The organism is Pseudomonas sp. NFR02 (genome assembly GCF_900119375.1).
Lineage (GTDB): Bacteria > Pseudomonadota > Gammaproteobacteria > Pseudomonadales > Pseudomonadaceae > Aquipseudomonas > Aquipseudomonas paracarnis.
In genome coordinates, this window is the sequence record NZ_FPJJ01000001.1 from 309,586 (window position 1) to 328,762 (window position 19,177).

General features: G+C 64.1%; 6 protein-coding genes. 3 read left to right on the plus strand and 3 right to left on the minus strand.

Annotated elements, in window-relative coordinates; all coding sequences use genetic code 11:
* Window positions 1–15: 15 nt before the first annotated feature.
* Window positions 16–12,912 carry a non-ribosomal peptide synthetase gene (locus BT199_RS01470; protein ID WP_072433717.1) on the plus strand — a complete coding sequence of 4,299 codons (12,897 nt, stop codon included), beginning with the start codon at window positions 16–18 and terminating at the stop codon, window positions 12,910–12,912.
* A 715-nt stretch (window positions 12,913–13,627) separates the two neighbouring features.
* On the opposite strand, the gene dsbG is transcribed toward BT199_RS01470, so the two are convergent.
* The 3 genes from dsbG to dsbD are packed head-to-tail and all read right to left on the minus strand — an operon-like array spanning window position 13,628 to window position 16,937.
* Window positions 13,628–14,389 carry a thiol:disulfide interchange protein DsbG gene (dsbG, locus tag BT199_RS01480; protein WP_020302229.1) on the minus strand — a complete coding sequence of 254 codons (762 nt, stop codon included), beginning with the start codon at window positions 14,387–14,389 and terminating at the stop codon, window positions 13,628–13,630.
* Complete coding sequence (locus BT199_RS01485; protein WP_072433718.1) at window positions 14,365–15,210, minus strand: TlpA disulfide reductase family protein; 846 nt, start codon at window positions 15,208–15,210, stop codon at window positions 14,365–14,367. The genes dsbG and BT199_RS01485 overlap by 25 nt, the downstream gene beginning before the upstream one ends.
* Window positions 15,210–16,937: a protein-disulfide reductase DsbD gene (dsbD, locus tag BT199_RS01490; protein ID WP_072433719.1), complete on the minus strand. Its 1,728-nt coding sequence runs from the start codon at window positions 16,935–16,937 to the stop codon at window positions 15,210–15,212. The genes BT199_RS01485 and dsbD overlap by 1 nt, the downstream gene beginning before the upstream one ends.
* A gap of 175 nt (window positions 16,938–17,112) precedes the next feature.
* Here dsbD and BT199_RS01495 point away from each other — a divergent pair, with 175 nt between their 5' ends.
* Window positions 17,113–17,793: a response regulator gene (locus BT199_RS01495; protein WP_014719307.1), complete on the plus strand. Its 681-nt coding sequence runs from the start codon at window positions 17,113–17,115 to the stop codon at window positions 17,791–17,793.
* Window positions 17,793–19,112 carry an ATP-binding protein gene (locus tag BT199_RS01500; protein WP_003192853.1) on the plus strand — a complete coding sequence of 440 codons (1,320 nt, stop codon included), beginning with the start codon at window positions 17,793–17,795 and terminating at the stop codon, window positions 19,110–19,112. Before BT199_RS01495 ends, BT199_RS01500 begins: the two co-directional genes overlap by 1 nt.
* The last annotated feature ends 65 nt before the right edge of the window (window positions 19,113–19,177 follow it).

Consider the following 19,177-nt stretch of genomic DNA (forward strand, 5'->3'; position numbering starts at 1 on the left):
TCAGGCAGGAACCCCATGATGGACGCCTTCGAACTCCCCCGCACCCTGGTCCAGTCCCTTCAACAGCGTGCTGCGCAGACGCCGGACCACGTGGCGTTGCGCTTCCTCGCCGAGAGCGCCGAGCACAGTGTGGTGCTCAGTTATCGCGACCTCGACCAACGCGCCCGCACCATCGCCGCTGCCTTGCAAGCCAACGCTGGCCTGGGCGAGCGTGCGGTGTTGCTGTTCCCAAGTGGCCCGGACTATGTGGCGGCGTTCTTTGGCTGCCTGTACGCCGGGGTGATCGCGGTGCCGGCGTATCCGCCGGAATCCACGCGTCGTCATCATCAGGAGCGCCTGCTGTCGATCATCAGCGATGCCGAGCCGCGGCTGCTGTTGACCATTGCCAGCCTCAGCGAGGGCCTGGCCCAGATTGAAAATGCGCCGCCGGTATTGAGCGTCGACACCCTGGAGGCGCAGCGGGCCGACCAGTGGGTCGAGCCCGACCTCAAGGCCGACGACATCGCGTTCTTGCAATACACCTCCGGCTCCACTGCATTGCCCAAGGGCGTGCAGGTCAGCCACGGCAATCTGGTGGCCAACGAAGTGCTGATCCGCCGTGGTTTTGGCATCGACCTCAACCCCGACGACGTGATCGTCAGCTGGTTGCCGCTGTACCACGACATGGGCCTGATCGGCGGCCTGCTGCAACCGATCTTCAGCGGCGTGCCCTGCGTGTTGATGTCGCCGGCCTACTTCCTTGGCCAACCTTTGCGCTGGCTGGAGGCGATCAGCGAATACGGCGGCACCATCAGTGGTGGGCCGGATTTCGCCTACCGCCTGTGCAGCGAACGGGTCAGCGAGTCGGCCCTGGAGCGCCTGGATTTGAGCCGCTGGCGCGTGGCCTATTCGGGTTCCGAACCGATCCGCCTCGACACCTTGGAACGCTTCGCGGAAAAATTCGCCGCCTGTGGTTTCACCCCGAATAATTTCTTCGCCTCCTACGGCCTGGCCGAAGCCACCCTGTTTGTCGCCGGCGGTACCCGTGGCCGTGGCATTCCCGCCCTGCGCCTGGATGAACAGGCGCTGGCCGCCAACCGTGCCGAACCGGGGCAGGGCCCTGCGATCATGAGTTGCGGCACCAGCCAGCCGGACCACGCCGTGCTGATCGCCGACCCGCACACCCTCACCGAGCTGCCCGACCAGTGCATCGGCGAACTCTGGGCCACGGGCCCGAGCGTCGCCCACGGCTACTGGCGCAACCCCGAAGCCAGCGCCAAGACCTTCGTCCAGCATGCTGGCCGCACCTGGTTACGCACCGGTGACCTGGGCTTTATCCGCGACGGTGAGGTGTACATCACCGGGCGCCTGAAAGACCTGCTGATCGTGCGCGGCCATAACCTCTACCCCCAGGACATCGAACAGACCATCGAGCGCGAAGTGGAAGGGGTGCGCAAGGGCCGGGTCGCCGCGTTTGCGGTGAATGACCAGGGCCTGGAAGGCATCGGCATCGCTGCGGAAATCAGCCGCAGCGTGCAGAAAATCCTGCCGCCCGAAGCGCTGATCAAAGCGATCCGCCAAGCCGTGGCCGAGGCCTGCCAGCAAGCTCCGAGTGTGGTGGTGCTGCTCAACCCCGGCGCCTTGCCGAAGACCTCCAGCGGCAAAGTGCAGCGTGCGGCCTGTGCGATTCGGCATGCCGATGGCAGCCTCGACAGCTACGCGCAGTTCCCCGGGCAGCAGGGGCAGGCGAGCGAAGTGGCGCTGGAATCGGACCTGCAACAGCGGATCGCGGCGATCTGGTGCGAGCAACTGCAACTGGCCCAGGTGGCGGGCGACGATCACTTTTTCCTGCTGGGGGGCAACTCCATCACCGCGACCCAAGTGGTCGCCCGCCTGCGCGAAAGCCTGGGGCTGGAGCTGAACCTGCGCCTGCTGTTCGAAGCGCCGACACTCGCGGCCTTTGCTGCGGCTGTGGCGCAACTGCAACAGGACGGCGGCGTGGCCCAAGGCGCAATGCACGCCTTATCGCGTCAAGAAGACCTGCCCCAATCCCTGGCACAGAACCGCCTGTGGATCACCTGGCAATTGGACCCTCACAGCAGCGCCTACACCATTCCAGGCGCCTTGCACCTGCGCGGCGAGCTGGATGAAGACGCACTGCGCCACAGCTTCCAGCAACTGATCCAGCGTCACGAAGCCCTGCGCACGCGCTTCTACGAGCGCGATGGTCAGGCGTTTCAGCGTGTCGAGGCTACGGCGGATTTCGAACTGCCGGTCATCGACCTCAGCGACTTGCCAAACGCCGTGCGCGAAGCCCGTGCGCAACAGGTTCGCGAAGACCAGGCGCGCAGCCCGTTCGATCTGGAAACAGGCCCGTTGCTGCGGGTTACCCTGGTGCGCCTGGGCGATGAAGAGCACCAACTGCTGGTGACGCTGCACCACATCATTGCTGACGGTTGGTCGCTGAATATCCTGATCGACGAGTTCTCGCGCCTGTACGCCGCTGCCGCCCAAGGCCAACCCCTGGAACTGCCGCCGCTGACCTTGCAATACGCCGACTACGGCAATTGGCAGCGCCAATGGCTGGCCGAAGGTGAGGGCCAGCGACAGCTTGCATACTGGAAAGCGCAGTTGGGTGACGAGCATCCGGCCCTGAACCTGGCCACCGATCACCCGCGTGCCGCCCAGCATCGGCACAGCGCCTCGCGCCATCGCCAGCGCCTGGATGCGCGCCTCAGTGCGGCGATCCGCCAGACCGCCCAGGCCCACGACTCAACATCGTTCATGCTGTTGTTGGCGACGTTCCAGACCTTGCTCTATCGCTACAGTGGCCAGCGCGATATCCGTATCGGCGTGCCCAATGCCAACCGCCCACGCCATGAAACCCAGGGCCTGATCGGCTTCTTTATCAACACCCTGGTGCTGCGCGCCGAGCTGGACGGGCGCCTGCCGTTCAACCAGCTGTTGGCCGCCACTCGCGAGACCACATTGGCCGCCCAGGCGCATCAGGACTTGCCCTTCGAACAACTGCTGGAAGCCTTCCCCCAGGCCCGCGAACAGGGCCTGTTCCAGGTCATGTTCAACCACCAGCAGCGCGACCTCAGCGCCTTGCGCCGCCTGCCGGGCCTGCTGGCCGATGAGTTGCCCTGGCACAGCCGCGAAGCCAAGTTCGACCTGCAACTGCACAGCGAAGAAGACCGCAATGGGCGCTTGAGCCTGTCGTTCGACTACGCCGACGAGCTGTTCGATTGCGCGACCATCCAGCGTCTGGCCGAGCACTTCATCCATCTACTTCACGCTGTGTGCGCGCAACCACAACACGCCATCGGCGATCTGCCTTTGATGCAGGCTGACGAACAGCAACCCTGGAGCGAGGCCCCCTGCGCGCCGGCCCGGCGCTGGCTGCCCGAGCTGCTCAACCAACAGACGTCGGACGCCACCGCATTGGTCTGGCAGGACGGCAGCCTGACATTCGCCCAATTGCACACCCAGGCCAACCGCCTGGCCCATTACCTGCGCGACAAAGGCGTCGGCCCGGACGTGTGCGTGGCTATCGCCGCCGAGCGTTCGCCGCAACTGCTGATCGGCCTGCTCGCCATCATCAAGGCCGGTGGCGCCTACGTGCCGCTGGACCCGGATTACCCCGCTGAACGCCTGGCCTACATGCTCAAGGACAGCGGCGTGCAACTGCTGCTCACCCAGACCGCCTTGCTCCCCCAACTGCCCAGCGCCGAAGGCGTGTGCGTGATTGCCATGGACAGCCTGCATCTGGACAGCTGGCCGACCCAGGCGCCAGGCTTGCACCTGCACGGCGATAACCTCGCCTACGTGATTTACACCTCCGGTTCCACCGGCCAACCCAAAGGCGTGGGCAACACCCACGGCGCCCTGGCCGAGCGTTTGCAGTGGATGCAGGCCACCTATCAACTGAACGAAACCGATGTGCTGATGCAAAAGGCGCCAATCAGTTTCGACGTGTCGGTGTGGGAATGCTTCTGGCCACTGATTACCGGCTGCCGCCTGGTATTGGCCGGTCCGGGCGAACATCGCGACCCGCACCGCATCGCGCAGCTTGTGCAGGAACATGGGGTGACCACGCTGCACTTCGTGCCACCGTTGTTACAGCTGTTTATCGATGAACCCCTGGCAGCCGAATGCACCAGCCTGCGTCGCCTGTTCTCCGGTGGCGAAGCCTTGCCCGCCGAGTTGCGTAACCGTGTACTGGCGCGCTTGCCCGCGGTGCAATTGCACAACCGCTATGGCCCGACCGAAACCGCGATCAACGTCACCCACTGGCAGTGCGCCGCCTCGGATGGCGAGCGCTCGCCGATTGGCCGGCCATTGGGCAATGTGATCTGCCGCGTACTGGACGAGCAACTCAACCCGCTACCGGCCGGTGTGCCGGGCGAATTGTGCATCGGCGGTATCGGCCTGGCGCGGGGTTACCTGGGCCGTGCCGGGCTGACGGCCGAACGTTTTGTCGCCGACCCGCTGGGCGCGGCGGGCACCCGCTTGTATCGCACCGGTGACCGTGCGCGCTGGAACGCCGATGGTGTGCTCGAATACCTCGGACGCCTCGATCAGCAGGTCAAGCTGCGCGGTTTCCGGGTGGAACCGGAAGAAATAGAAGCGCGCCTGCTGGCCCAGGCAGGCATCGCCCAAGCCGTGGTGCTGGTACGTGATGCCCAGTTGATCGGCTACTACACCGCCGACGCCGAACTGGATGAGCAAACGGTCAAAATCGCCCTGGCTGCCGAGTTGCCGGAGTACATGGTGCCCGCGCTGCTGATGCGCCTGGACGCCATGCCCCTGAGCCCCAGCGGCAAGCTCGACCGGCGTGCCTTGCCAGAGCCGGTATGGCAAACCCGCGAACACGTCGAACCGCATACACCTTTGCAACTGCACATCGCCGCGATCTGGCGCGAGGTGCTTGGCCTGCCACGCATCGGCCTGCGCGATGACTTTTTCGCACTCGGCGGGCACTCGTTGCTGGCCACGCAAATCATCTCCCGCACCCGCCAGGCCTGTGACGTCGAACTGCCGCTGCGCACCCTGTTCGAAGCCAGCGAGCTGGGGGATTTCGCCGAGCAGGTCGGGCTGATCCAGGCGGCGGGCCAGCGCAACCAACAGACGGCCATCGCCAAAGTCGACCGCAGCCAGCCGGTCCCCTTGTCCTATTCCCAGCAGCGCATGTGGTTCCTCTGGCAGATGGAACCGGACAGCCCGGCCTACAACGTCGGCGGCATGGCGCGCCTGTGCGGCGTGCTGGATGTGGGACGTTTCGAGGCCGCCTTGCAGGCCTTGATCATGCGTCACGAAACCCTGCGCACCACTTTCCCAAGTGTCGATGGTGTGGCCTGTCAAAAGGTCTCGGCGCAAACCAATGTGCGCATGGACTGGCAGGATTTCTCCGCGCTGAATGAGCCGCAGCGCCAGCAGCGTTTGCAGCAACTGGCCGATGTCGAGGCGCACACGCCGTTCAACCTGGAAACCGGGCCGCTGTTGCGCGCCTGCCTGGTCAAGGCCGGCGAGCAGGAACATTACCTGGTGCTGACCCTGCACCATATCGTCACCGAAGGCTGGGCCATGGACATCTTTGCCCGTGAACTCAGCGCCTTGTATGAAGCCTTTATCGACGAGCGCGACTCACCGCTGCCAGCGTTGCCGGTGCAGTACCTCGATTACAGCGTATGGCAACGCCAGTGGATGGAAGCCGGTGAGCGCCAGCGTCAGCTGGACTACTGGACCGCCCAACTGGGCAACGAACACCCATTGCTGGAACTGCCCGGCGACCGTCCACGGCCACCCGTGCAAAGCCACCGGGGCGAGCTGTACCGCTTTGATTTGAGCGATGAGCTGGCCGCCCGCGTGCGAGCCTTCAACGCCCAGCACGGCCTCACGCTGTTCATGACCATGACCGCGACCCTGGCGGTGTTGCTCTACCGCTACAGCGGCCAGACCGACCTGCGCATCGGCGCGCCAGTGGCCAACCGTATCCGTCCGGAAAGCGAAGGCTTGATTGGCGCGTTCCTCAATACCCAGGTGCTGCGTTGCCAGCTCACTGGGCAGATGCGGGTCAGCGAGCTGTTCGAGCAGGTGCGCCATACCGTGATCGAGGGCCAGTCCCACCAGGACCTGCCGTTCGACCATCTGGTGGAAGCCCTGCAACCGCCGCGCAGCGCGGCGTACAACCCGTTGTTCCAGGTGATGTGCAACGTGCAGCGCTGGGAATTCCAGCAAAGCCGCCAACTGGCTGGCATGACCGTGGAGTACCTGGCCAACGATGCGCGGGCGACCAAGTTCGACCTCAACCTGGAAGTCACCGACCTCGACCATCGCCTGGGTTGCTGCCTGACCTACAGCACCGACCTGTTCGACGAGCCGCGCATTGCACGCATGGCCGCGCATTGGTGCAACCTGCTCGAAGCGTTGATCGCCGATCCTCACCAGCGCCTCAGCGAATTGCCGTTGCTGAGCGCGGATGAACAACGCGCCTTGCAAGACAGCCTGGGGGTGGAGAAGGGCGAGCATCGCCTCGACCAGTGCATCCATCAACTGTTCAGCCAGCAGGCCAGCCAGCGGCCGGAGGCCCCGGCGCTGACCTTTGCCGGTGTGACCCTCTCGTATGCGCAACTGGATGAGCGCGCCAACCGCCTGGCCTGGATGCTGCGCGAGCGTGGCGTGGGCCCGCAGGTGCGCGTGGGCCTGGCGCTGCCGCGTTCGCTGGAAATGGTCATCGGTTTGCTGGCGATCCTCAAGGCCGGCGGTGCCTATGTGCCGCTGGACCCCGAATACCCGCTGGATCGCTTGCATTACATGATCGAAGACAGTGGCATCGGCCTGCTGCTCAGTGATGCGGCCCTGTTCGAAGCCCTGGGTGAATTGCCGGCGACGGTGGCGTGCTGGTGCCTGGAGGATGACTCGCCGGTGCTGGCCAATTACCCCGCCGAGGCGCTGCCGCTGGTGAGCCTGGCGCAACACCAGGCGTACCTCATCTACACCTCGGGTTCCACGGGCAAGCCCAAAGGTGTGGTGGTGTCCCACGGTGAGATCGCCATGCATTGCCAGGCAGTGATCGAGCGGTTTGACATGCGCCCGGATGACTGCGAACTGCACTTTTACTCGATCAACTTCGACGCTGCCACCGAACGTTTGCTGGTGCCGCTGCTGTGCGGGGCGCGGGTGGTATTGCGCGCCCAGGGCCAGTGGGATGCCGAAGAGATCTGCGCGCTGATCCGTACCCATCGCATCAATGTGCTCGGTTTCACCCCCAGCTACGGCAGCCAGTTGGCGCAGTGGCTGGCGACCCAGCAACAGACACTGCCGGTGCGCATGTGCATCACCGGTGGCGAAGCCTTGACCGGCGAACACCTGCAACGCATCCGTGCGGCGTTTACGCCCCAGCTGTTCTTCAACGCCTACGGCCCCACCGAAACCGTGGTGATGCCCCTGGCCAGCCTGGCGCCCGAGCAGTTGGAGGAGGGCGCTGGCAGTGTGCCGATCGGTAGCATCGTCGGCGCGCGCGTGGCCTACATTCTCGACGCCGACCTGGCGTTGGTGCCCCAGGGCGCCAGCGGTGAGCTGTACATCGGTGGCGCCGGCCTGGCTCAGGGTTATCACCAGCGTCCGGGGATGACGGCGGAGCGCTTTGTCGCGGATCCGTTTGCCATCGAGGGCGGGCGTTTATATCGTACCGGCGACCTGGTGCGCCAACGCGCCGATGGCCTGGTGGAGTACCTGGGGCGCATCGACCATCAGGTGAAGATCCGCGGTTTTCGCATCGAACTGGGCGAAATCGAAACGCGCTTGCTCGAACATGACGCTGTGCGCGAAGCGGTGGTGCTGGCACTGGATGCGCCGAGCGGCAAGCAATTGGTGGCGTACCTGGTCAGCGATGCCGAGCACGCCGCCTTGCGCGACGCGTTGAAGGCGCACCTCAAGGCGCAACTGCCGGACTACATGGTGCCCGCGCATTTGATCGTGCTGCAGAGCATGCCGCTGACCGCCAACGGCAAGCTCGACCGCCGCGCCTTGCCTGAGCCGGACCCAGAGGCCAATCGCCAAGCCTACGTCGCGCCCCGCAGCGAGCTGGAACACAGCCTGGCCGCCATCTGGTGCGCGGTGCTGAACGTGGAGCAAGTGGGCCTCGACGATAACTTCTTTGAACTGGGCGGCGACTCGATCCTGTCGATCCAGGTGGTGAGCCGGGCGCGCCAGGCCGGGATTCATTTCAGCCCCCGTGACCTGTTCCAGCACCAGACCGTACAGAGCCTGGCTGCCGTGGCGACTCGCTCGGAGCTCATCATCGCCGAGCAAGGATTGCTGACCGGCCCCTCGGGCCTCACGCCGATCCAGCACTGGTTCTTCGACACCGATATCCCGGCGCGCCAGCACTGGAACCAGGCATTGGTGCTCAAGCCACTGCAACTGCTCGATGCCCATCGCCTGGAGCAAGCGCTGCTGGCGGTGCTGGAACACCACGACGCGCTGCGCTTGAGCTTTACCTCGCGCGATGCGCAATGGCATGCCGAATACTTGGGCGTGCCGGAAGGCGGCGTGCTGCTGCAGGCGCAGGTGCGCGACATGCAGGCGTGCACGGCGTTGTTCACCGACACTCAGCGCAGCCTCGACCTGGCACAGGGGCCGCTGTTGCGCGCCTTGCTGGTGGACGGGCCGCAAGGCCAGCAACGCTTGCTGATCGCCATCCATCACCTGGTGGTGGACGGCGTGTCGTGGCGCGTCCTGCTGGAAGACCTGCAAAACGTTTACCACCAACTCAGTGAAGGCCAGTCCGTCAGCCTGCCGGCCAAGACCAGCGCGCTGCGCGATTGGGCTGCGCGCTTGCAAGCCTATGCCCACAGTGAATCCCTGCGCGAAGAGTTGAGTCTGTGGCAAGCCCTATTGGCTGGCCCCGCCGTGACCTTGCCGGTGCAGCGCCCACACGGAACATTGCGAAACTGCGATGCCGACACGGTCAGCGTGCGCCTGGATGCCGAGCGCACCCGGCAGTTGCTGCAACAGGCGCCGAGTGCCTATCGCACCCAGGTCAACGACCTGTTGCTCACCGCCCTGGCCCGCGTACTGTGCCGCTGGAGCGGGCAGGCCTCGGCACTGATCCAACTGGAAGGCCATGGCCGCGAAACCTTGTTCGATGACATCGACCTGACCCGCAGCGTGGGCTGGTTTACCAGTGCCTACCCGTTGCGTCTGACGCCGCAGGCCGAGCAAGGCGACTCGATCAAGGCGATCAAGGAGCAACTGCGTGGCGTGCCGCATAAAGGCTTGGGTTATGGCGTACTGCATTACCTGGCCGATGATCTGTGCAAGCAGAGCATGGCCGCATTGCCGAGCGCGCAGATTACCTTCAACTACCTGGGCCAGTTCGACCAGAGCTTTGGCACTGACGCGCTGTTCCATCCGCTGGAGGAATCCGCCGGTCAGGCCCATGACCCGGATGCGCCGTTGCCCAACGAACTGAGCATCGACAGCCAGGTGTATGGCGGCGAGCTAGTGCTACGCTGGACCTTCAGCCGTGAGCGGCATGATCAGCAGGTGATTGGCGATCTGGCCGAAGCTTACCTGGCCGAATTGCACAGCCTGATCGCCCATTGCCTGCAGGACGATGCCGGCGGCCTCACGCCGTCCGACTTCCCCCTGGCGCGCCTGAGCCAGGTGCAACTGGACGCCTTGCCGGTCCCGGCCAGCGCCATCGAAGACGTCTACCCGCTGACCCCGATGCAGGAGGGCTTGCTGCTGCACACGCTGCTGGAGCCCGGCACCGGCCTGTATTACATGCAGGATCGCTATCGCATCAACAGCGCCCTGGACCCGGAGCGTTTTGCCCAGGCCTGGCAAGCGGTGATCGCCCGCCACGAAGCCTTGCGTGCCTCGTTCTGCTGGAACGTCGGCGAAGACATGCTGCAAGTGATCCACAAGCCCGGCAGCACGCCGATTGAGTACCTGGACTGGAGCACCGACCCGCAGGATGAGCAGGAGCCGCGTCTGCAAGTCTTGCTCAAGGCCGAGCGCGAAGCCGGCTTTGACCTGCTCAATCAAGCACCTTTCCACTTGCGCCTGATCCGCGTGGCCGAGGCGCGCTACTGGTTCATGATGAGCAACCACCACATCCTGATCGATGCCTGGTGCCGTTCGCTGCTGATGAATGACTTCTTCGATATCTACACAGCCCTGGGCGAAGGCCGCGATGCGCAACTGGCCGCGCCGCCGCGCTACCGCGACTACATTGCCTGGCTGCAACGCCAGGACCTCAACGAAGCGCGCCAGTGGTGGCAGCAAAACTTGCAAGGCTTCGAGCGCGCCACGCCGATCCCGAGCGACCGCCCGTTCCTGCGCGAACACGCTGGTGGCAGCGGCGGCATGGTGGTGGGCGACTGCTACACCCGCCTGGATGCCCGCGACGGTGCGCAACTGCGCGAACTGGCCCAGGCGCATCAGCTTACCGTCAACACCTTCGCCCAGGCGGCGTGGGCCCTGGTGCTGCGGCGTTTGAGTGGTGATCGCGATGTGTTGTTCGGCGTCACCGTGGCCGGGCGCCCGGTGGACATGCCCGAGATGCAACGTACCGTCGGCCTGTTTATCAACAGCATCGCGTTGCGGGTAAAACTGCCCGAGGACGGCCAGCGCTGCAGCGTGCGCCAGTGGTTGAGCGCCTTGCTCGACAGCAATATGCAATTGCGCGAGTACGAATACCTGCCGCTGGTGACGATCCAGGAGCATAGCGAACTGCCCAAGGGCCAGCCGCTGTTCGACAGCCTTTTTGTGTTCGAGAACGCGCCAGTGGAAGTCTCGGTGCTGGACCGTGCGCAAAGCCTGAACGCCACCTCGGATTCTGGCCGTACCCACACCAACTTCCCGCTGACGGCGGTGTGCTATCCAGGCGATGACCTCGGTTTGCACCTGTCCTACGACCAGCGTTATTTCGACGAAAGCACCGTGCAAGGCATGCTCGCTGAATTCAAGCGCCTGTTGCTGGCGCTGGTGCAGGGCTTCCATGGTGACATGGACGAGCTGGCGCTGATGGGTGAGCAGGAACGTGAATTCCTCGTGGAAGGCTGTAACCAGAGCGCACATGCCTACCCGCTGGAACGCAGCTATATCGAGTTGTTCGAGGCGCAGGTCGCGCAGCATCCGCAGCGTATCGCCGCCAGTTGTCTTGACCAGCAATGGAGCTACGAGGATCTGAATCGCCGCAGCAATGGCCTCGGCCACGCGCTGATTGCGGCGGGTGTCGGCCTGGACCAACCGGTGGCGTTGTTGGCTGAACGTGGGCTGGATTTGCTCGGCATGATCATCGGCAGCTTCAAGGCCGGCGCCGGCTACCTGCCGTTGGACCCGGGCCTGCCGGGCCAGCGCCTGAGCCGCATCATCGACCTGAGCCGCACGCCGTTGCTGGTGTGCACCGAGGCGTGCCGTGAACAGGCCATCGAGTTGCTCGAAGGTGTCGATTGCCAGTTGCTGGTGTGGGAGGAAATTCCCGCCCGTGGTGAAAACCCAGGTGTCTACAGTGGCCCGGACAACCTTGCTTACGTGATCTACACCTCAGGCTCCACCGGCTTGCCCAAGGGTGTGATGGTGGAACAGCGCGGCATGCTCAATAACCAATTGAGCAAGGTACCGTACCTGAACCTGAGCGATGCCGATGTGATCGCCCAGACCGCGTCGCAAAGCTTCGATATTTCTGTGTGGCAGTTCCTCGCCGCGCCGCTGTTTGGCGCGCGTGTGGACATTGTGCCCAATACCATCGCCCATGATCCGCAAGGGTTGCTGGCCCACGTTCAAGCACAGGGCATCACCGTGCTGGAGAGTGTGCCGTCGCTGATCCAGGGCATGTTGGCCCAGGAGCGTATCCGCCTCGACGGCCTGCGCTGGATGTTGCCGACCGGGGAGGCCATGCCACCTGAGCTGGCCCATCAGTGGCTGCTGCGTTACCCGCAAATTGGCCTGGTGAATGCCTACGGCCCGGCGGAATGCTCCGATGATGTGGCCTTCTTCCGCGTCGATCTGGCGTCGACCCGTGGCACTTACCTGCCGATTGGTACGCCGACCGACAACAACCGTTTGTACCTGCTGGACGGCGCTTTAGAGTTGGTGCCTCAAGGGGCGGTGGGCGAGTTGTGCGTCGCCGGCACCGGTGTCGGTCGTGGCTATGTCAGCGATCCGCTGCGCACCTCCCAGGTGTTTGTACCCAATCCCTTTGGCGCGCCTGGTGAGCGCCTCTACCGTACCGGCGACCTGGCACGGCGTCGCAGCGATGGGGTGCTGGAGTATGTCGGGCGTATCGACCACCAGGTGAAGATTCGCGGCTACCGCATCGAACTGGGTGAAATCGAAGCGCGCCTGCATGAACAACCCCTCGTGCGCGACGCGGCGGTGGGTGTGCAAGAGGGGGCCAGTGGCAAACATCTGGTCGGCTACCTAGTGGCCGCCGATGCCACGCTGGAACCGAGTGAACAGCTGGAGCGCGTCAAGCAACGCCTGCGTACCGAACTGCCGGAATACATGGTGCCACTGCATTGGCTATGGCTTGACCGCCTGCCCCTGAATGCCAACGGCAAGCTCGACCGCAAGGCCCTGCCGGCCCTGGAGATCGGCCAGTTGCACAATCAGGACTATGTGGCGCCGCGCACTGAACTGGAAACTACGTTGGCGGGTATCTGGGCCGAGGTGCTGAAGGTCGAGCGGGTCGGGGTGCAGGACAACTTCTTCGAACTGGGCGGGCACTCGCTGCTGGCCACGCAGATTGCCTCGCGGGTGCAGAAGACACTGCAGCGCGATGTACCGTTGCGGGCGATGTTCGAGTGCAGCACCGTGGCGGAGTTGGCCGAGTATATCGAGGGGGTGGCGGGCAATGAGATCAGTGCCGAGAAGGTGGATCGGTTGAGTGATTTGATGGCAGAGTTGGAGGGGCTTTGATCTTCGTTGTCTGTCAGGGCCTCATTGCAGCATAGGCATCTACACAGCTGGACCTGTGGCGAGGGAGCTTGCTCCCGTGACGGCCTGGCAGCCGACGCTGATCGAGCTGGTGCACCGCGATCCAAATGTGGGAGCTGGCTTGCCTGCGAAGACGGCCTGCTAGCCGACACCTATCTACCTGAGGCCCCGCGATCAAATTGTGGGAGGTGGCTTGCCTGCGATGGCGGCCTGACAGCCGACGCAGTTATACCGAGTACATATCCATTCCTGCGGTAACGGCCACTTAGGGTTCCGCTTTTACAGCGGGTCACTTTTGGAAAAGAGCCCCAAAAGTAACCAAAAGGGCTCCTGCCCCACCACTCGGCACCTCGCCTAGGCTCGGTGTGCCCGTAATCCGCCAGTGATTTGGGGGGCCGCCGCCACGCGCCATCCATGGCGCGGGGCGGCTAAACCGGCATCCCTGCCGGTTTACCCCCCAAATCCCTGTCGAATTCCGGCCAGCGTGGTTTGACGGGGCGCTTAAGGTCAAGATCAAAAGCAGATCAAGAGCAAGAGCGACTCGCTTCGCATCGTGGTTACCGTCTGCTGTTACAACCCACAAAGTTGTATAGATACCTATGCTCATCGCAGGCAAGCCAGCTCCCATATTTTGAGTTGCGAATACATTCAAATGTGGGAGCTGGCTTGCCTGCGATGGCGCCCGCGATGGCGGCGCTTATTTTGGTCCGAGAATTTTCACTAACTTATCCGGCGAAGGCGCCCCTTGCTGCTGCTGCAACCCACCCTTGTCATCCAGATAGAAGATCGCCGGCGTCGCCGACAACTCCAGTTCATCCATCAGCTTCATATTGGCATCAAGCTTGGCCTCGACCTCGGCCGGGATCTTTTCCAGCGCCTTGAGCTTGCTGCCCTTGCCGGCGGCTTCGTGTTCTTGCAGGGCTTTTTGCGGGTCTTTGGCGGCGAGCAGGGCGGCGGATTTGCCTGGGCTGTCTTCGCGGATGATGCCGACCATGATGTGGCGCAACTGCACCTTGCCGGCCTTCACCCACGGGCGCGCCTGTTCCCAGAACATGTTGCAGTACGGGCAGTTGGGGTCGCTGAACAGGTAGACGGTGCGCGGGGCATTTTTGTCGCCGTCCTGGATCCAGCTGCTGTTTTCCATCTTGGCCCAGACTTCCTTGGCCATCGGCGCGTACACCAGTTTTTCCAGGGGCGCGGTGCTCAGGTCATTGCCCTGGGCGTCGTACAGGTTGCCGGCGATCACGTGCTTGCCGTCGGCGGTCAGGTACAAGGCCATGCCACGGTTCTGGTACTGGGCGGCGTAGCCGGTAAGGCCACTGGGCGCATCGAATTTGCCGATGATCTTGGCACCCTTGGCTTCGATCTGTTTGATCGGGGCCGGCAGGTCTTCGGCCTGGGCCAGCGTAGCGGCTAGCGTCAAAGGCAGCAGGGTCAGCAGGTGGCGGAGGCGAGGCATGTCGGTTTCCTTGTTGTGGTGTTGTCGAAGGGTTCCATGGCACGAGCCAGGCTGGCTTCGGAGAGTTCGCCCAGGTGGCTGTTGATCAGGCGCCCATCGGCTTGGTAGAACAGCGTAGTCGGCAAGGCCATGGAACCCACGGCCTGGCCGAGGCGGCCGCTGGCGTCGAACAGCACGTTGTCCAGGGTCAGGCCCTGGGTGGCCAGGTAGGTGCTGACGCTTTGCATGCTTTCGGCCTGGTTGACGAACAGGAAGGTCACGTCGGGGCGCATGCGCTGGGCGTTTTCCAGTACGGGCATTTCGCGCCGGCACGGCGGGCACCAGGTGGCCCACAGGTTGATCACCAAGGGGCCGCCCTGATAATCCGCCAGTTGCACCACCTCGCCATTGGCATTGCGCAGGGTGATGTCCGGCAGGCGTGTGCCTTTTTCGTACAGGCTCAGGGACAGGCTGGTCATGCCCCAGAACAACAGGCCGGTGATCACCCCGGCGCTGAGCGGCTTGCGAAGGGCCGGGCGACGCCAGCCGTACGCCAGCGCGCCGAGGATCAGCGCGATGATCCCGGGCCAGGCGAGAAAGCCGCCGTCACGCAGGTCGACCATCTCCACCCAGTCGTTGCTGTAATAACTCCAATACATCAGCACAAAACTGACCCGGGCGGCGAGCAGGCCCAGCAGGAACAGGCTGAACAGCACCGACTCCGGGTTTTCGCCGCCGCGCTTGGCCACGCGCCAGCCCACCAGGGTGGCGAGAATCAGCGCGCTGATCAGCAGCAGGTGATTCAGGGCGATGGCGAAGGTGCCGATGGTAAGGGTCAGCATCAGAGAGCGTCCCGCGTCTGGGTCCAGCGTTGCAGGAAGGCGGCGGCGTCTACTTCCCCGGTGATGCGTTGGGCGCGGCGTTCTTCACCGTCCGGGCCGATCCACACGAAGCTCGGTGGCCCTGGCACTTTGTAGCGGCCCAGCAGCTCGCGGCTGGCAGCGTTGTCGGCGGTGACGTCCAGGCGCAGCAAGCGCACGTTTTTGAGCGCGTCCATCACCTCGGGTTTGCCGAACACCTGTTTTTCCATGATCTTGCACGACACGCACCAGTCGGCGTAATAGTCCAACAGCACCCACTGGCCCTGGGCCTTGGCGCTGTCGAGTTGGCTTTGCAGTACGGCCGGGTCGTTGATCGTGGTGAAGGCATCGTGGGCGCTCGGTGCACCGGCGACCTTTGAGCCGCTGTAAACCTTCAAGGGTTGCCACAGCTCATCGCTGCCACCGGCCGCCCCCACCACCAGCACCGCGCCCCACAGGCCCAGCACCAGGGAACCGGCGCCGAATACCTTGGCCGCCAGGCCGGACTCACGGGCCAGCGCCCAGCCGCAGTACGCCATCACCAGCGCCAAGGCGCCCCACAGGCCGATCCACAGGCTGTCGCCGACTACCGGGCGAATCATCAGCACCGCGGTGCCCAGGAACAGGAAGCCGAAGATGCCCTTGAGCACGTTCATCCAGGTACCCGGCTTGGGCAGGAAGCGGTTGCCCACAGTGACCAACAGCAACAACGGAATGCCGATACCGATGCCCATGGCGAACAAGATCAGGCCGCCGTGCAGCGCATTGCCGCTTTGAGCGATATACAACAGGGCGCCGGCCAGGGGCGCGGTCATGCACGGCCCCACCAGCAGGCCGGACAATGCGCCGAGCACACCGGCACCCACCAGGCTGCCACCGCTTTGCTGGCGGCTGACGTTATCGAGGCGGTCGCGCAGGAAGGCGGGCAGTTGCAGTTCAAAGAAGCCGAACATCGGCAGGGCGAGCAGCACGAACAACGCCGCAAAGCTGCCAAGGATCCACGGGGTTTGCAGCAACGCCGCCAGGTTGGCGCCGAGCAACGCGGCCATCACCCCCAGGGCGGCATACACCAGCGCCATGCACACCACGTAACTGCCGGCCAGGGCAAAGCCACGGCGCGGGCTGGCGCCACTGCCCACCACCAGGCCGGCGAGGATCGGCAGCATCGGCAACGAGCAGGGCGCAAACGCCAACAGCAGGCCCAGGCCGAAGAACACCAGCAGGCTCCACCCCAGGCTGCGCTGTTGCAGGCCGCTGGCCAGGCTTTGGTCCTGGGCTTGCGCGGTGGCGGCGACGGCCGGGTTGCCGCCCAGGTCCACGGTGATCGACTGCGGCGGATAGCATAGACCCGCATCGGCGCAGCCCTGCCAGCCGAGCTTGACCTGGCCGGTGGTGCCGGCGGGGATCTTCACCTCCAGGCCCTGGCGATAGACTTGCTGCTCGCCAAAGAACTCGTCGCTATGGGCTTCACCCTCGGGCAGCACGGGTTTTTCGGCCAGGCCGTCGAACTTCATGCGTTGCTGGTACAGGTAATAACCGTCGGCAATCTGCCAAAACAGCTGGGTTTCGCCGCTCTCAAGACGTTCGGAGGTAAAGGCGAAGGCTTTGCCCACCGGGAGGAAGTCGGGTTTGGTTTCGAAGGGGCTGCCCGGCGCTGCCTGGGCGAATCCCGCGAACAACACCAGCAGAAAGGTAAACAGATGCCGCATGGTCAAGCCTTAGTTCGATGCAAGTGAGGCACACAATGTGTGGCGTTGATTAACCGATGATTAACCGCCGCTATTCTAGAGCGTAGGGATTATCCGGTGTTGCGAACTTTAGCGGCATAATGCGCGCTTAATCCGTGGCTTTTCTAATCGCGCCATCTTTTATGAAGGGTTAACCATGCACGTACTGGTCTGTGAAGACGACGAACTGATCGCCAGTGGCATCGTGGCCGGCCTGACCGCCCAGGGCTTTACCGTGGAGCGCGTGGCCACGGCCTCGGCGGCGCGGGCGATGCTCAAGGCCGCGGCCTTCGACATCATGGTGCTCGACCTTGGCCTGCCCGACGAAGACGGCCTCAAGCTGCTGCAACAACAGCGCAGCCAGGGGTTGGACATTCCGGTGCTGATCCTCACCGCGCGGGACTCGGTGACCAACCGCGTCGACGGCCTGCAAGCCGGCGCCGACGACTACCTGCTCAAGCCCTTCGACCTGCGTGAACTCGCTGCTCGCCTGCAAACCCTGCTGCGCCGTGTGGCGGGACGCAGCGTCAATCTGATCGAACATGGCCGCCTGGCCTACGACCCCAGCAGCCGCGAGACCTTCCTCGGCGGCCAGCCGGTAGATTTGTCCCGGCGTGAACAGGCGTTGTTGCAGGCGCTTTTGCACAACAAGGGCCGCGTACTGTCCAGCGAACAGCTCAAGGACAGCGTCTACGGCTTCAGCGACGAACTGGAAAGCAACGCCCTCAACGTGCATATCCACCACCTGCGGCGCAAGTTGGGCAATGGCATCGTCGAAACCGTCAGGGGGCTGGGCTATCGCCTGGGCACCGCTGATGGGGGAGAAAACACGCCGTGATGAGCTTGCGCCTGCGCCTGACGTTCAAGCTGGGCGCCGCTTTTGTGCTGATCTGGGTGCTGGCGGCCGCCTGGATGCTCAACGATTTGCGCAACCAGATGATGTTTTCCCTCGACCAGCGCCTGGTGGCTTCGGCGCGCATGGTGGCCGGGCTCACCGAGCAGATGCCGGGCCTGGCCAGCGTCAGCGGTGGCGCGCATTTGCGCACCGAACAACTGAATGTGCCGGGCGGCATGGCCTGCCAGGTCAGTTCCTTGCGCGGCGAGATCCTGGCGCGTAGCCATACCACGCCGGAGGAAGGGCTGGAGTCGCGCCGCAGCGGTTTTCGCGACCAGATCATCGACGGTGTGGGCTGGCGCAGTTTTACCCTGTCCCGTGGCGATTTGCTGATCACCACCGCCGACCGCCAGGTGGAGCGCGAAGCCCTCAACCTGTCGATCCTGCTGGCGGCGTCGGTGCCGGTCGGCGTGGCGTTGCTGGGCTGCCTGTGCCTGCTGTGGCTGGGCATCGGCCAGAGCCTGGTGCCGCTCAACCGTATGCGTGACGCGCTGATGCGGCGCAGTGTCGACTCCCTCGAACCCTTGCAGATTCACCCGCTGCCCAGTGAACTCAAGCCGTTGCTCGACACCCAGAACCAACTGCTGCAGCGCATTGCCAAGACCATCGAGCGCGAACGTCGCCTGACCGGTGACGCCGCCCATGAACTGCGCAGCCCGTTGACCGCGATCAAGACCCACCTGCAAGTCGCGCGCATGACCGAGGGCGCGGCCCGCGACCAGTCCCTGGCGCACGCCGAGGAGGGCGCCGACCGCTTGCATCGCACCCTGGAGCAACTGTTGTTGCTGGCGCGGGTGGAAGGCAGCCTGTCGTTTGATGATGGCTTGCAATCGAGTGCCGAGGAAGTCGCCCGGTTGGCGATCCAGGATGCCAACGCCGGTGACAATTCCCGTATCGATCTGATCCTGGCGCCGGATCTCTCCCACGCTCCGGTAGAAATGCCCGTGGGCCTGGCCGTCGCGGCCTTGCGTAACCTGCTGGACAACGCCTTGCGCCATACCCCCGCCGAGACTCGCGTGGAACTGCAGGTGTTTTCTACCCCGGATAACGTGGTGTTCCGCGTGCGTGACCATGGCCAGCAGATCTCCAGCGAAGACCTGCAATACCTCACCCAACGCTTCTGGCGCAATGGCAGCAGCGAAGGCTGTGGCCTGGGCCTGGCGATTGTCCAGGCGATTGTGCAACGTTGCTCCTGCTCGTTGCATTTTGACAGCCAGCCCGACGGTATGCGGGTCGACCTGGGCATGCCATTGCGGCGCTGAACTGACTTTTCACGTGGCAAATAATTACCGCCCGCCTGAGGCTCAAGCCTTCAGGATGGCGGTAA

Coding starts and splice junctions, on each gene's coding strand:
- dsbD (WP_072433719.1), bottom strand. CDS start 16,937: ATGCGGCATCTGTTTACCTTTCTGCTGGTGTTGTTCGCGGGATTCGCC.
- BT199_RS01470 (WP_072433717.1), top strand. CDS start 16: ATGATGGACGCCTTCGAACTCCCCCGCACCCTGGTCCAGTCCCTTCAA.
- dsbG (WP_020302229.1), bottom strand. CDS start 14,389: ATGCCTCGCCTCCGCCACCTGCTGACCCTGCTGCCTTTGACGCTAGCC.
- BT199_RS01500 (WP_003192853.1), top strand. CDS start 17,793: ATGAGCTTGCGCCTGCGCCTGACGTTCAAGCTGGGCGCCGCTTTTGTG.
- BT199_RS01495 (WP_014719307.1), top strand. CDS start 17,113: ATGCACGTACTGGTCTGTGAAGACGACGAACTGATCGCCAGTGGCATC.
- BT199_RS01485 (WP_072433718.1), bottom strand. CDS start 15,210: ATGCTGACCCTTACCATCGGCACCTTCGCCATCGCCCTGAATCACCTG.